This window comes from Baekduia sp. (assembly GCF_035996765.1).
GTDB lineage: Bacteria > Actinomycetota > Thermoleophilia > Solirubrobacterales > Solirubrobacteraceae > Baekduia.
The window spans coordinates 133,010-146,785 of the sequence record NZ_DASYJG010000098.1 but is presented as its reverse complement, the minus strand read 5'-3'; the positions used below and the strand labels follow the sequence as shown (position 1 = coordinate 146,785).

Genomic DNA, 13,776 nt, shown 5'->3' with positions numbered 1-13,776 from the left:
GCGCACCACACCGTCGAGGACACCGGGATCGTGCTCGGCCAGGCCATCGACCAGGCGCTCGGCGACCGCGTCGGCATCTTCCGTTACGGCCACTCCGTCGTGCCGATGGACGAGGCGCGCGCCAGCGTCGCCCTCGATATCTCCGGCCGGCCGTACCTGGCCTTCGAGGCCGAGCTGCCGCCCGGTGGCACCGGTAACTTCGACCACGAGCTGACCGAGGAGTTCTTCCGCGCGGTCTCCAGCGCGGCGAAGATGACGATCCACGTCACGGTCGAGGCGGGCACCAATGCCCATCACATGATCGAGGCGGCGTTCAAGGCCTTTGCCCGCGCGCTGCGTCAGGCCGTGGCGATCGACCCGACCGAGACCGGCGTGCCGTCGACCAAGGGAACGCTCACCTCGTGATCACGCTCGGCCTCGTCGACTACGGCATGGGCAATCGCCGCTCCATGCAGAAGTCGCTGGAGCGGGCCGGTGCGACCGTCGTGCTGACCGGCGACCACGAGGCGTTGGCGCGCACCGACGGCCTCGTCGTACCGGGCGTCGGTGCGTTCGCGCGGGCGATGGAGGCGCTGGACGAGACCGGCCTGACGGAGTTCCTCCGCGAGCGCGCGGCCGCCGGCGTGCCAGTCCTCGGCGCCTGCCTCGGCATGCAGTTGCTCTTCGAGGGCTCGACGGAGTTCGGCAGCACCGAAGAGGGCCTCGGACTGCTTCCGGGCGAGGTCGTGCGCCTCGACCCGCGCGGTCTCAAGCTTCCGCACATCGGCTGGAACAACGTGCGCTGGACCCGCCCGTCCGCGCTGAGCGAGGGCCTTCCGGACCCGACGCCGTTCTACCACGTGCACTCCTTCGTCCCCGCGCTGGCGCCCGATGACGACGCCGCGCTCGGCATCAGCGACTACGGCAGCGAGTTCGCCTCCGTCGTCGGTCGCGGGAACGTGTTCGGCACCCAGTTTCATCCCGAGAAGTCCTCGCGCGACGGGATCGCCCTGCTGGCGAACTTCGTGCGGGTCTGTACGTCAGTGGAGGCGACGGCAGCTTGATCCTGTATCCGGCAATTGACATCAGCGAGGGCAAGGCGGTCCGGCTGGTCAAGGGCGATTTCAACCAGGTGACCGTGTACGAGGACTCGCCGCTGGAGGCCGCGCGCGCGTGGGTCGACGCGGGCGCGCGCTTCCTGCACGTGGTCGATCTCGACGGTGCCCGCACCGGCACACCGAAGTCGCTCGGCCATCTCGAGCAGATCGCCCACGAGCTCCATGTGCCGGTCCAGTACGGCGGCGGCTTGCGGTCGCTGCCGGCCGTGCGCGATGCGCTGCGCGCCGGCGCCGAGCGCGTGATCCTCGGCACCGCGGCGTTCAACGACATCGACTTCCTCGACGACGTGCTGGGGGCGTTTCGCGACCGGACGATCGTCTCGGTCGACACGCGCGGCGGCCACGTCTCGACCTCGGGCTGGCAGGAGACGACGCAGATGCCGGCCGCGGCCGTCATCGAGCGGTTGCAGAACCGTGGCGTGCGCTCGTTCGTCTACACCGACGTCGATCGCGACGGCATGCTCGGCGGCATCGACTTCGAGGCGGTCAAGAAGATCGCCCAGGTCGTGCGCGGGCGCTTCATCTACTCCGGCGGCATCGGCACGCTCGACGACCTCCGCGGCCTGCGCGACCTGCGCCAGGTCAACCTCGGCGGGGTCATCGCGGGCAAGGCGCTCTACGAGGGGCGCTTCACGATCGCCGAGGGTCAGCAGGCGCTGCAGCCCGATGTCGGCGACCGGCTCGACAAGAAGCCCTACCGGCCCGTGCCGGCGACCGACTGAGCCATGCACCTCAAGCGCGTGATCCCCTGCTTGGACGTCGACAACGGCCGTGTCGTCAAGGGCACCAACTTCGTCGGTCTTCGGGATGCGGGCGATCCGGTCGAGCTCGCCGAGCGCTACGACGCCGAGGGCGCTGACGAGGTCATCTTCCTCGACATCAGCGCGACCCACGAGCAGCGCGACACGATCGTCGACCTCGCGCGGCGCACCGCCGACAACGTGTTCATCCCGTTCACGATCGGTGGCGGGATCCGCTCGGTCACCGACGCCCAGGCGGTGCTCGATGCCGGTGCCGACAAGGTGTCGGTGAACTCCGCGGCGGTCTCGCGGCCGCAGCTGCTCGATGAGCTCTCCGAGCACTTCGGCTCCCAGTGCGTGGTGCTGGCGATCGACGCCAAGCGCCGGGTCGACGCGTCGCAGGCCGACGGCTGGGAGGTCTTCGTCGCCGGCGGCCGCACGCCGACCGGTCGCGATGCGGTCGAGTGGGCGGTGGAGGGCGTTCGCCGCGGCGCGGGCGAGATCCTGCTGACCTCGATGGATCGCGACGGCACCAAGGACGGTTACGACCTAGACCTGACGCGCGCGGTGGCCGAGGCGGTCGACGTCCCGGTGATCGCCTCCGGCGGCGCCGGCGACCTCGACGATCTCGTCGCCGCATTGGAGGCCGGCGCCGACGCCGCCCTCGTCGCTTCCCTGTTTCACTTCGGCGAGTACACCGTCGCCGAGGCCAAGACGCGGCTGCTGCAAGCCGGCGTCAACGTGCGCCCCTAGCGCCTCCGTCACGCCCAACACGCGTCGAGGGACGATTGAATCTCGCTGTACGAGATTCAATCGTCCCTCGACGCCGTGTGGGGTGGCTGGGTGGCTAGTCCTTGCGGGCGCGGCAGACGGTGCGGCCGCCGGCGCGCTGGAAGCAGACCGGCGGCTTCGGGATCCGGCACCTGGTCTTGCCGTTGGCCTTGAAGCAGACCTCGATGTGGCGGTGGCGTTGGGCCAGACGGTGGGCGACCGCGCGCTTGCGCTGGGCGACCCGGCGGGCGACGTAGCGCGCGTGGCGGCGCTTGGCGACGGCGGCGAGGTGGTTGCGACGATGCACGCGGCCGGCGTCGGTCAGCGTGCCCTGCGCGGTCCGCCCCTGCTCGCCGAAGGCATACAGGTTGGTGTAGCCGACGAGGTAGATGCGCTGGCCGTCGGAGATGACGGGGTTGAACGCGCCACGGCCGATCGACCACACCGTCTTGCCGTTGGCCGCACCGACGACGCCGGTCGAGTGACGGCTGAGGTTGGAGTAGAACACCAGGTCGCCGATGACGACCGGGCCGCCGGAGATCTTGCCGCCGCTCTTGTGCGTCCAGCGCACGCTGCCGGTGCGGGCGTCGAAGGCATACAACTTGCCATCGTAGGACCCGGCGTAGACCGTGCCGCCGTTGACGGGCGAGATCGCGGGGGAGGAGTAGACGTAGCCGCCGGTCTTGTGGCGCCAGGCGAGCTTGCCGCTGCCGGCGCCGAAGGAGTACACGAACCCGTCGGTGTTGCCGATGTAGACGCGGCCGTAGGCGACCGAGGGCGTGGCGTAGAAGTTGCCCGACTTCAACCCGAAGGCGCCGCCGCTGGTGCCGGTCTTCCAGAGCTGCTTGCCGTCGGCGCGGCGCAGCGCGGTGACCTGTCCGCCGTAGTCGCCGAAGAACAGACGCCCGCTGTCGAGGGCAAGCGCGCCCTTGACCGCGCCGCCGGCCTTGTAGGTCCACACGATCGCGCCGTTGGCGCTGTCAAGCGCGTAGACGGTCCCGTCCTCGCTGCCGAAGTAGAGCCGGCCGTGATCGATCAGCGGTGAGGACTCCGCTCGGCTGGGCAGCTTGCGCGACCAGCGCGTGCGGCCCGTGCCGGCGGCGACCGCCACAACGCGGCCCGCCTTGATCCCCTTGCCGCGCGCGAGCAAGACCGAGTAGACCGTGCCGTGCGAGCAGGCAGGCGAGGCGGCGGCGAGATAGCCGAGCTTGACGCGCCACAAGACGTGGCCGGTGCGGCGGGAGATCGAGTAGAGCGCCCCGTTGTTCTTGAGCAGGAACAGCGAGCGGCCACAGAGGACCGGCGGGAACTCGAGCAGGATCGAGCCCGTCACCTTCCAGCGCAGCGTGAAGGGCGGGCGCAGCGGTCGGTCCAGGGGGAGGTAGCGCGCGCGGTTCTTCGTGTAGCCGTAGACCGGCCACTCGAAGCCGTCGTCGAACGGATCCTTGGCGGAGCTGGAGGTGGTCTTCGGCTGCGGTGTGGTCGGCGCGGTGGGCGGCGCCGTGTCGAACTCGACGCCGGGGTTGGAGACGTCGCCCGGGCCACCCGTCAGCACCTTCACCGCGCCGGCTGCGAGCAGGAGGGCCACGAGGACCGGCACGATCCACACCAACCGGCGGCGTCGGCCGCCGGAGGGACGGGGCATGCCAACAGGGTATGCGTTCGGACGGCATGGCAGGATCGCCACCGTGCGCACTGCAGCCGAGGCCCTCGATGCGCTGCGCGCGCTGCCCTGCGGCGCGCGGCTGCTCGACGTGCTCGGACAGCATCCGGGCTCGTGGGTCGTCGGGGGCGCGGTCCGCGATGCGTTGCTGGGTCGTCCGCTGGGCGAGCTGGACGTCGTGGTCGAAGGTGACCCGGAGCCGGTCGCGCGAGCGCTGGGCGAGATCGTGGCCTTCCACGAGCGCTTCGGCACCTACGACGTGGTTTGCGGCGATTGCTTCTACGACGTGGTGACGGCGCGCGCCGAGCGCTACAGGGCGCCGGGCGCGCTGCCCGACGTGCGCGGCGGAGATCTCGAGGACGATCTGCTGCGCCGCGACTTCACCGTCAACGCGCTGGCGCTCAACGGCGCCGGAGAGCTGGCGGCCGCGCCTGCTGCGCTGGAGGATCTCGAGGCCGGACGGCTCCGCGTGATGCACGCAGCGTCGTTTCGAGACGACCCGACGCGCCTGTGGCGGCTGGTCCGCTACGCGGTTCGCCTCGGCTTCACGCCCGAGCCGGCCACCGACCGGCTGGCCTACGAGGCCGTGCAGCGTGGCGCGCTCGAGACCGTGAGTGGTGACCGGCTCGGCGCCGAGCTGCGGCTCGCGCTGGTCGAGCCCGATCCGCTGGCGGCGCTGCACGCGGCGCAGAACTTGGGGCTCGTTGAGGGGTTGACGCTTGATCCTGAGCTGGTGGAGCGCGCGCTGGCGTTGCTCCCGCCAGAGCGCGCGCCCGTGCGCGCGCTGCTGGCTGCACCTGCGGGCGCTGTCAACGAGCCGGTCGCTGCGGCCGCGGCGCCGGCGTCCGACCCGCGTCGCGACCTCACGATCCTGGGCGCCGTGATCCCCGACGCGGCCTGGCCGCGGAGGTTCGGCTTCACCGCGGCCGAGCAGCGAGTGCTGGCGCGCTGCGCGGCGCTGGCGCCGATTGAGCCTGGTCGCCCGTCGGAGATCGTTGCCGCGCTGCGCGGCGAGCCGGTCGAGGCGGTTGCCGTCGCTGGGGCACGTGGCGATGCGGACACCGCTGCGCGGTTCCTCGCCGACTGGCGCCATGTCCGGCTGGCGATCGACGGTCGTGATCTCATCGCTGCCGGCATCCCGGAGGGCCCGGAGCTGGGCGCGCGGCTGGCCGCGGTGCTCGCGCGGCGGCTCGACGGCGAGCTCGCGCCCGGGCGCGACGCTGAGCTGGCCGCTGCGCTGGACGAGTCGTGAGCGGCGCTCGAACGAGTGCTACAACAGCGGCCGTGCCGATGTCCCTGCCGTTCGAGCTCCGTCTGCTGGGCGCCCATGTGCGCTTCACCACACGCGCGGGCGGCGTCTCAGAAGGGCCGTACGCCTCGCTCAACCTCGGCCGCTGGACCGATGACGATCCTGACGCGGTCGCCGAGAACCGCCGTCGTGCCGCCGACGGCCGTCCGCTGGCCTTCGCGCGCCAGGTGCACGGCACGCGGGTGTTGACCGTGGACGGCGCCACGTCCGAGCAGGCGATCGTCGACGCCGACGGCGTGGCGACCGCCGCGGCCGGCGTGGCCGCGCTCGTTTTGACCGCCGACTGCCTGCCGATCGCCCTGGCCACCCCTGGTGCCGTCGCGATGGTGCACGCCGGCTGGCGCGGCCTGGCCGACGGCGTGCTGGAGGCCGGCGTGCAGGCGGTTCGGGCGCTGGATCCGGACGGCGAGCTTGGGGCGGCGATCGGTCCCGGGGCGGGGGGCTGTTGCTATGAGGTCGGCGACGAGGTCGCCGCCCGTTTTCCGCAGGTCGCGCGGCGCGCCGACCGCACGATCGACCTGAAGGCCATCGCCGCCGATCGCCTCGTGGCGGCCGGTGCGACGCGGCTGCTCGACGTCGAGCGCTGCACGATGTGCGAGCCCGACCTCTTCTTCAGCCATCGCGCCTCCGGCGGTCTCACCGGCCGGCAGGGAGGGCTCATATGGCGCAGCTGATCGAGGGCCTCACCGTCGAGGACGTGCGGGCCAACGTCGAGCGGGTGCGCTCCGAGATCGCTGACGCCGCCGCGCGCGCCGGGCGCAGCGCCGATGACGTCCAGCTGCTGGCCGCCGTCAAGTACGTGGCGATCGAGGAGCTGCCGGTCCTGGCCCAGGCCGGCATCTCGCTGGTCGGTGAGAACCGGGCCCAGGAGCTCGAGCGCAAGGTCGCCGCGCCCGGCGGCGGGCAGCTCACCTGGGACTTCATCGGTCACCTGCAGAGCCGCAAGGTCAAGACGATCCTGCCGCTGGTGCGGATGATCCACTCTGTGGGCAGCGCGTCGGTGGTCGAGCAGCTCGGCCGTCATGCGAAGGACGGAACCAAGATCCTCGTCGAGGTCAACATCGCCGGGGAGGAGGGCAAGAGCGGCATCGCGCCCGCCGCGCTGGACGACTTCCTGGATCGCGCCCAAGCGCTCTCCGGGGTCGAGGTCGTCGGGCTGATGACCATGCCGCCGCTGGCCGCCGATCCTGAGGACAGCCGCCGTTGGTTCGCCGCGCTGGCCGCGCTGGCGGCGGCACGTGGCCTCCCGGAGCTGTCGATGGGGACGACCCAGGACTTCCCCGTGGCCGTCGAAGAAGGTGCCACGATCGTGCGAGTCGGCACGAAACTGTACCTGTGATTGCAGGGTTTTCACCCGCTTTGGCGTACAGTTGAAGTCGTGGCCGTGAGCGACAGCTGGCATAAGGCACTCGTCTACTTCGGGTTGGCCGAAGAGCGCGACGGCTACGCCGACGCAGATGACGACTACCCGGAGCCCGAACCGGAGGCGCGGGAGCGCCCGAACGTGCGCCGTCTCAGCACGCGCCGGCGCCGCGACGAGTTCGACGACATCTTCGCCGACGACGAGCCGCCGACGCGGGCGAACCTGCGCCCGATCGGTGGTGGCGCCGCCGCCAAAGCGCGCAACGGCAGCGTCAAGCTGCACCTCGTCATCCCCAAGTCCTTCAACGACGCCCAGCAGGTCGCCGACAAGTTCAAGGACGACATCCCGGTCGTGCTCAACCTGCAGTCGACCGACACGGACCTCTCCAAGCGGCTGATCGACTTCGCTTCGGGTCTGACCTACGCCCTCGACGGCGGCATGCAGCGCGTCGCCGACCGCGTGTTCATGCTGACGCCGCGCAACGTCGAGATCTCGGCCGAAGAGCGCGCGCAGCTGATCGAGAAGGGCTTCTTCAACCAGTCCTAGGCCGGGCGGGTGGGGGGCCGGGTCACGCACTACAGTGTCGCGCGTGCAGGTCGGACTCATCGGTGCGGGGAACATGGCGCGGGGTCTCGCGCGCGGGTGGGGTCGGCCGGTCCTGGCGGCGGACCCACGTACCGAGGTTGCCGAGGCGCTGGTCGCCGAGGTGGGTGGCGAGGTGATCAAGCTCAACGCCGCGGTGGCGCAGAAGGCCGACCTCGTCGTCCTCTGCCACAAGCCCGCGCAACTGGCGCAAGTTGCCGACGAGATCCGAGATGACGCCAAGGCCATTGCCTCGATCCTTGGCGGCGTCTCACTGGCCGACCTGAAGACGGCCTATCCCAACTGCCCCGTCTACCGCTTCCTGCCGAGCACGCCGGTCGAGCTGCGCCAGGGCGTCGTCGTCCGCGCGGCCGACGATGTTCACCAGGATGCGCGCCTCGACCAGGACGTGCCCTCGCTGTTCTCCGAGCTCGGCCTCTTGGTCGAGGTCGCCGACGGCCTCGTCGACGTCGCGATGGGCCTGATGAGCAACGCCCCCGCCTACGTGGCACTGCTGGCCGAGGCCCAGATCGACGCAGGCGTCCGCCACGGGCTGCCGCCCGACAAGGCCGCCGAGATGGTGGTCCAGACCTTCGCCGGAACGGCCGCGCTGCTGCGCGCCCGCGGCAACGACACGCTTGCGGTCCGCCGCGAGGTCACCTCGCCAGGTGGGTCCACGGCGCGCGGGCTGGCGGCGCTGGAGCGCGCAGGGGTCCGCGCCGCGTTCCAGGACGCACTTGACGCCGTGCTGGGGGTGCGCTCCTGATGTTCGTCCTGGCGACGACGCGCGAGTCGATCGCAAGCTTCGTCGAGGCGTTGTTGTTGGTCTACACGATCATCATCATCGCCTACATCTTCTCGTCGATGTACTTCAACGTGGGGGGGCGGCTGCCGTACTCGCGCTGGTCGCGGTCGGTGCTCGACTTCCTGCGCGATGTCAGCGAGCCGTACCTCGCGATCTTCCGCCGCTTCATCCCCCCGTTCGGCCCGCTGGACCTCAGCCCGATGGTCGCGACGATCGTGCTGTGGCTCGTCGGCGGCGTCATCGTCAGCCTGATTCACGGGTGAGGGCCGCCGTCTGGGCACGCGCCGGGCTCGTCCTGGCGCTGGTCGTGGTCCTCGACCAGGCGACCAAGGCGCTGGTGCGCCACGGGATCGAGATTGGCGAGGAGGACTCGATCCTGCCGGCGATCTCGCTGGTGCATGTGCGCAACACCGGTGTGGCGTTCGGCGCGTTCGCCGGCGGCGGGATCATCGTGGTGGTCTTGGTCGCCGCTGCCCTCTCGGCGCTGCTCTACTACTTCGTGACCCACCTCGACAAGCGCCTGATCTGGCTGCCGACGGGCATGTTGCTCGGCGGCTCGATCGGCAACATCATCGACCGCATCCGCGACGGCGCGGTGACCGACTTCGTCAAGCTCCCCGCATGGCCGGCGTTCAACGTCGCGGACATGTCGATCACCTTCGGGGTGCTGGTGCTGCTGTGGGTCATCGAGCAGCAGGACGGCCGGGAGCCCGCGCATGCGGCTGACGGTCGAACCCGCTGAAGCGGGCCGGCGGCTCGATGCGCTGCTGGCCGAGCCGCTGGGCTCGCGGTCGCGCGCCGCGCGGCTGATCGACGCCGGCGCGGTGCTCGTCGACGGGCGGGCCGAGCCCAAGCGCTACGCCGTCCAGGCGGGACAGACGATCGAGGTCGACGACCCCGACGACGCGCCCGTGCCGCTCGACGTCGGCGCGGCCGTCGACTACGCGGTGCCCTACGAAGACGAGCACCTGCTCGTCGTCGACAAGCCGGCGGGCGTCGTCGTCCATCCGGCCCGTGGCCACCTCACCGGCACGCTCGCACAAGCCCTTGAAGGGACCGCCGAGGGCGGGGAGGACGGCTGGCGCGCGGGGCTGGTGCACCGGCTGGACCGTGACACCTCCGGCCTGCTCGTCGTGGCCAAGAGCGACGCGATCCACGCCGCGCTCAAGGAGGCGCTGCAGGCCCGCGAGATCACCCGCGAGTACCTCGCGCTGGTCGAGGGGCGCCCGCCGTCACGCACCGGGACGATCGACGCGCCGATCGGCCGCGACCGCCGCGTCCGCACGCGCATGTCGACCGACACCGACAACCCGCGCGACGCCCGCACCCACTTCGAGATCGCCGAAGCGCTCCCGGCCTTCACGCTGCTGCGGGTCACGTTGGAGACGGGGCGCACGCATCAGATCCGCGTGCACCTGCAGGCGATCAACCATCCGGTCGCCGGCGATCCGGACTACGGCCACGCCGGTCTGCTGGGTCTCGAGCGCCAGTTCCTGCACGCCGCGCGCCTGGCCTTCACCCATCCGGTGACGGGTGCGCCGGTGGAGGTCGAGAGCCCGCTGCCCGCCGACCTGGCCGCAGCGCTCCAGGCGGCGCGAACCCCGGTTCTCTAGACTGGGAGCCGTCCTAGTACCACCGACCCCGCTGGGTCACACGGACGCGGTCCTGCCCGGGAGATCTGATCTCGGGTCCCGCGCTCGCCGGCGGGCATTTCACACGTCACACAAATAAGGGAGCACCTCCATGGCCGCCACAGACGTTGGCATCCGTGAGCTGCTGGAGGCCGGAGTCCACTTCGGTCATCAGACGCGCCGTTGGAACCCGAAGATGCGTCGCTTCATCTGGGGCGAACGCGGCGGGATCTACATCATCGACCTGCTGCAGACCGAGCGTCTGCTGCGCCAGGCCCAGGAGTTCGTCGGAGACCTGTCGGCCCGTGGCGGCACGGTCCTCTTCGTCGGCACCAAGAAGCAGGCGCGCGACTCCGTCAAGGAGGTCGCCGAGGCCTGCGGCATGCCGCACATCAACCACCGCTGGCTCGGTGGCTTGCTCACGAACTTCCAGACGATCAACCAGCGCATCAAGCGCCTGCACGATCTGGAGCGCTACGAGGCCGACGGCCAGTTGGCCCTGCTGCCGACGCGTGAGCGCCTGTCGGCCGTGGCCGACCTGGCCAAGCTGCGCGCCAACCTGGGCGGCGTCAAGAACATGACGCGCACGCCCGACGCGATCTTCGTCGTCGACCTCAAGACCGAGCTCATCGGCGTCCGCGAGGCCCAGCGCCTGCGCATCCCGCTGATCGGCCTGGTCGACACCAACTGCGACCCCGATGGCGTCGACTTCGTCATCCCGGGCAACGACGACGCGATCCGTTCGTGTGACGTCATCACCCGTGCGCTGGGCAACTCGATCGCCGAGGGCGCCGGTCAGTGGCGCGCCGCCGAGGAGGCCCGCATCCAGCGCGAGCAGGAGGCCGCCGCGGCTCGCAAGGCCGAGGACGACGCCCGTCGTGAGGCCGAGGAGGCCGCGCGCCGCCAGGCCGCCGCCGAGGCCAAGGCCGCCGAGGAGGCCGCGCAGGCGCAGGCCGCCCAGGCCGCGCCCGCTGAGGCTGCCGCGGCTCCGGCGGCGCCCGTCGCTGAGGCAGCACCGGCAGCCCCCGCCGCCGAGGCCGCCCCCGCCGAGGCTCCGCCGGCACCCGCCGAGGCCGCACCGGCCGCTGAGGCCCCCGCTGCCGAGCCCGAGGCCCCGGCCGCGGCGCCCGAGGCGCCTGCCGACGACACGCCGGCCGCCTAGTCAACCCCTTCGTCAACGGAGCACTCACCGTGAGCACCACGATCAGCGCTGCCGACGTCAAGGCCCTTCGCGAGAAGACCGGCGCCGGCATGATGGACTGCAAGAACGCCCTCGTCGAGTCCGAGGGCGACATCGACAAGGCCACGGAGCTGCTCCGGGTCAAGATGGGCAACAAGCTCGGCAAGCTCGCCGGGCGCGAGACGTCCGAGGGCACGATCCAGTCCTACGTGCACGCCACCGGCAAGGTCGGCGTGCTGGTCCAGGTCGAGTGCAACACCGACTTCGTGGCCAAGAACGATGACTTCATCGAGTTCGCCAAGGACCTCGCGCTGCACATCGCCGCCTCGCCGCAGACGCTGTACATCAACGAGGACGAGATCCCGCAGGCCGACAAGGACCGCGAGGTCCGCGTCTTCGAGGAGCTGGCAGCCGACAAGCCGGAGAACGTCCGGCCGCGCATCGTCGAGGGCCAGCTGAAGAAGTGGTACGGCGAGGTCGTCCTGCTCGCCCAGGAGCACGTCAACGGCGACAAGCACGACGGCAAGACGATCGAGCAGCTGCGTGGCGACCTCTCGGCCAAGACCGGCGAGAACGTCGTCATCAAGCGGTTCGTCCGGTTCGCCGTCGGCGAGTAGCCGACATCCCGCCTCGACGGCCCGTAGGATCGCCCCGTCGTGGCTGATCCCGTCTTCAAGCGCATCCTGTTGAAGCTGTCGGGGGAGTCCCTCATGGGCTCCCGCGACTACGGCACCGATCCGGAGCGCCTGCGTGCCGTCGCATCGGCGATCAAGCGCGTCCACGACCAGGGCGTCGAGATCGCCATCGTCGTCGGCGCCGGCAACATCTATCGGGGGATGAAGGGCGCAGCGGCCGGGATGGACCGCGCCACCGCGGACTACATGGGCATGCTGGCGACCGTGCTGAACGCGCTGCCGCTGCAGGACGCCCTGGAGTCCCAGGGTGTCAACACGCGGGTGCAGAGCGCGATCAAGGTCGAGGAGGTCGCCGAGCCCTACATCCGCCGCCGCGCGATGCGCCACCTCGAGAAGGGGCGCGTCGTGATCTTCGCGGCGGGCACCGGCAACCCGTTCTTCACGACCGACACCGCGGCGGCGCTGCGGGCGGTCGAGATCCACGCCGAGGCCATCCTGATGGCCAAGAACGGCGTCGAGGGCGTCTACACGGCCGACCCGCGCTCGGACCCCGAGGCCATGCTGATCCCCGAGATCACGCACATGGAGGCGCTGCAGCGTGGGCTGCGGGTCATGGACGCCACGGCGCTCACGCTCTGCATGGAGAACCGGCTGCCGATCCACGTCTTCAACATGGACGACGAGCACAACATCGAGCGGATAGTGTCCGGCGAGCGCGTGGGAACGCTGGTCAAGCCGGAAGCAGGAGAGTCCTCATGAGCGAGCTGATCGACGAGCTGCTGGCCGAGGCCGGCGAGCGGATGAGCGCGGCCGTGCAGGCCGCCCAGAACACCTTCTCCTCGGTCCGGACGGGCCGCGCGAGCCCGTCGGTGCTCGATCGCATCATGGTGGACTACTACGGGGCGATGACGCCGGTCAAGCAGCTGGCCACGGTCAACGTCCCGGAGGCACGCCTCATCACCGTCCAGCCCTATGACGCGTCCTCGATCAAGATCATCGAGAAGGCGATCATGGAGTCCGACGTGGGGCTGACGCCGAGCAACGACGGCCGGATCATCCGCCTGGCGATCCCCGAACTCAACGAGGAGCGCCGGCGCGAGCTGGTCAAGGTCGTCCGCGGCCTGGCCGAGGAAGGTCGCATTTCGGTGCGCAACGTGCGGCGCGACATCATGCACGACCTCAAGGCGCTCAAGGACGAGGGCGACGTCGGCGCCGACGACGAGCGGCGCGGCGAACAGGAAGTGCAGAAGCTCACCGACGCGCACATCGCCGAGCTCGACGGGCTGCTGAAGGTCAAAGAGGAAGAGATCCTCGAGGTTTGACCGACGATGCGGCCGGCGGGGCGAAGTACGTCGCCATCATCACCGATGGCAACGGGCGCTGGGCCCAAGCGCGCGACCTGCCTGTCGCCGAGGGGCACAAGGCCGGCGCCGACGCGGTCAAGGCGCGGCTGCGCGACGCTGCCGAGTTCGGCATCCGCGAGCTGACGGTCTACTCGTTCTCCACCGAGAACTGGGCGCGGCCGGCCGAGGAGGTCACCGCGCTGATGCGCATGTTCTCCCAGCGGATCCTGTCCGAGACGCCCGAGCTCAAGGACGAGGGCGTGCGGATGCGCTTCATCGGCCGGCGCGACCGGGTCGCGGGCGTGCTGCAGGAGCAGATGGACTGGGCCGAGGCCGAGACCGCGGCCAACGACCGCATCACGCTCTTCGTGGCCTTCAACTATGGCGGCCGGGCCGAGATCGTCGACGCCGCCGCGCGTTTTCAAGGCGGCAGCGAAGAGGACTTCCGGGCGTTGTTGTACGCACCGGACATGCACGATCCCGATCTCGTGATCCGCACCAGCGGCGAGCAGCGGATGAGCAACTACCTGCTGTGGCAGTCGGCCTACTCCGAGCTGGTCTTCCGCGACGAGCTGTGGCCGGACTTCTCGCGCGACGCCTTCCGCGCGGCGCTCGACGAGTACGACGTGCGCGCGCGCCGCTTCGGGGGGCGCTGAG

General features: G+C 70.7%; 18 protein-coding genes. 17 read left to right on the top strand and 1 reads right to left on the bottom strand.

Annotation, left to right across the window (positions count from 1 at the left end; genetic code table 11):
- The 4 genes from VGO10_RS21250 to hisF form a co-directional block, all read left to right on the top strand.
- The coding region (locus VGO10_RS21250; RefSeq protein ID WP_327472008.1) for an imidazoleglycerol-phosphate dehydratase at positions 1–405 on the top strand (405 nt) is incomplete at its 5' end.
- Positions 402–1,043 carry an imidazole glycerol phosphate synthase subunit HisH gene (gene hisH / locus VGO10_RS21245; protein ID WP_327472007.1) on the top strand — a complete coding sequence of 214 codons (642 nt, stop codon included), beginning with the start codon at positions 402–404 and terminating at the stop codon, positions 1,041–1,043. The genes VGO10_RS21250 and hisH, both read left to right, overlap by 4 nt.
- Entirely contained in the window at positions 1,040–1,819 is a 780-nt protein-coding gene (hisA, locus tag VGO10_RS21240) for a 1-(5-phosphoribosyl)-5-[(5-phosphoribosylamino)methylideneamino]imidazole-4-carboxamide isomerase (protein ID WP_327472006.1), read from the top strand. The genes hisH and hisA overlap by 4 nt, the downstream gene beginning before the upstream one ends.
- 3 nt (positions 1,820–1,822) lie before the next feature.
- A complete protein-coding gene (hisF, locus tag VGO10_RS21235) occupies positions 1,823–2,590 on the top strand; it encodes an imidazole glycerol phosphate synthase subunit HisF (protein ID WP_349258972.1) in 768 nt (255 codons plus the stop codon).
- A 94-nt stretch (positions 2,591–2,684) separates the two neighbouring features.
- Here the strand turns inward: hisF and VGO10_RS21230 are convergent, their stop codons facing one another.
- Entirely contained in the window at positions 2,685–4,253 is a 1,569-nt protein-coding gene (locus tag VGO10_RS21230) for a PQQ-binding-like beta-propeller repeat protein (RefSeq protein ID WP_327472004.1), read from the bottom strand.
- A 43-nt stretch (positions 4,254–4,296) separates the two neighbouring features.
- Between VGO10_RS21230 and VGO10_RS21225 the strand changes: the two genes are divergently transcribed.
- The 13 genes from VGO10_RS21225 (at position 4,297) to uppS (ending at position 13,775) form a co-directional block, all read left to right on the top strand.
- Positions 4,297–5,523, top strand: a complete 1,227-nt coding sequence (locus VGO10_RS21225; protein WP_327472003.1) for a hypothetical protein — start codon at positions 4,297–4,299, stop codon at positions 5,521–5,523.
- A 38-nt stretch (positions 5,524–5,561) separates the two neighbouring features.
- A complete protein-coding gene (locus VGO10_RS21220; protein WP_327472010.1) occupies positions 5,562–6,254 on the top strand; it encodes a polyphenol oxidase family protein in 693 nt (230 codons plus the stop codon).
- Positions 6,242–6,919, top strand: coding sequence for a YggS family pyridoxal phosphate-dependent enzyme (locus VGO10_RS21215; RefSeq protein WP_327472002.1), 678 nt, complete (start codon positions 6,242–6,244; stop codon positions 6,917–6,919). Before VGO10_RS21220 ends, VGO10_RS21215 begins: the two co-directional genes overlap by 13 nt.
- A 39-nt stretch (positions 6,920–6,958) precedes the next feature.
- A complete protein-coding gene (locus VGO10_RS21210; RefSeq protein ID WP_327472001.1) occupies positions 6,959–7,489 on the top strand; it encodes a cell division protein SepF in 531 nt (176 codons plus the stop codon).
- A 43-nt stretch (positions 7,490–7,532) separates the two neighbouring features.
- A complete protein-coding gene (locus tag VGO10_RS21205) occupies positions 7,533–8,291 on the top strand; it encodes a pyrroline-5-carboxylate reductase (protein ID WP_327472000.1) in 759 nt (252 codons plus the stop codon).
- A complete protein-coding gene (locus VGO10_RS21200; RefSeq protein WP_327471999.1) occupies positions 8,291–8,593 on the top strand; it encodes a YggT family protein in 303 nt (100 codons plus the stop codon). Before VGO10_RS21205 ends, VGO10_RS21200 begins: the two co-directional genes overlap by 1 nt.
- The gene (gene lspA / locus VGO10_RS21195) at positions 8,590–9,072 is read left to right on the top strand and encodes a signal peptidase II (protein WP_327471998.1); all 483 of its coding nucleotides are present in this window, start codon (positions 8,590–8,592) and stop codon (positions 9,070–9,072) included. Before VGO10_RS21200 ends, lspA begins: the two co-directional genes overlap by 4 nt.
- Complete coding sequence (locus VGO10_RS21190; protein WP_327471997.1) at positions 9,047–9,943, top strand: RluA family pseudouridine synthase; 897 nt, start codon at positions 9,047–9,049, stop codon at positions 9,941–9,943. The genes lspA and VGO10_RS21190 overlap by 26 nt, the downstream gene beginning before the upstream one ends.
- A gap of 130 nt (positions 9,944–10,073) precedes the next feature.
- Positions 10,074–11,123: a 30S ribosomal protein S2 gene (rpsB, locus tag VGO10_RS21185; RefSeq protein WP_327471996.1), complete on the top strand. Its 1,050-nt coding sequence runs from the start codon at positions 10,074–10,076 to the stop codon at positions 11,121–11,123.
- Positions 11,124–11,152: 29 nt separating this feature from the next.
- Entirely contained in the window at positions 11,153–11,758 is a 606-nt protein-coding gene (gene tsf / locus VGO10_RS21180; protein WP_327471995.1) for an elongation factor Ts, read from the top strand.
- 39 nt (positions 11,759–11,797) lie between these two features.
- On the top strand, positions 11,798–12,535 hold the full coding sequence (pyrH, locus tag VGO10_RS21175; protein ID WP_327471994.1) for a UMP kinase: 738 nt from the start codon (positions 11,798–11,800) through the stop codon (positions 12,533–12,535).
- Positions 12,532–13,098, top strand: coding sequence for a ribosome recycling factor (gene frr / locus VGO10_RS21170; protein ID WP_327471993.1), 567 nt, complete (start codon positions 12,532–12,534; stop codon positions 13,096–13,098). The genes pyrH and frr overlap by 4 nt, the downstream gene beginning before the upstream one ends.
- The gene (gene uppS / locus VGO10_RS21165) at positions 13,095–13,775 is read left to right on the top strand and encodes a polyprenyl diphosphate synthase (RefSeq protein ID WP_327471992.1); all 681 of its coding nucleotides are present in this window, start codon (positions 13,095–13,097) and stop codon (positions 13,773–13,775) included. Before frr ends, uppS begins: the two co-directional genes overlap by 4 nt.
- Position 13,776: the final 1 nt, after the last annotated feature.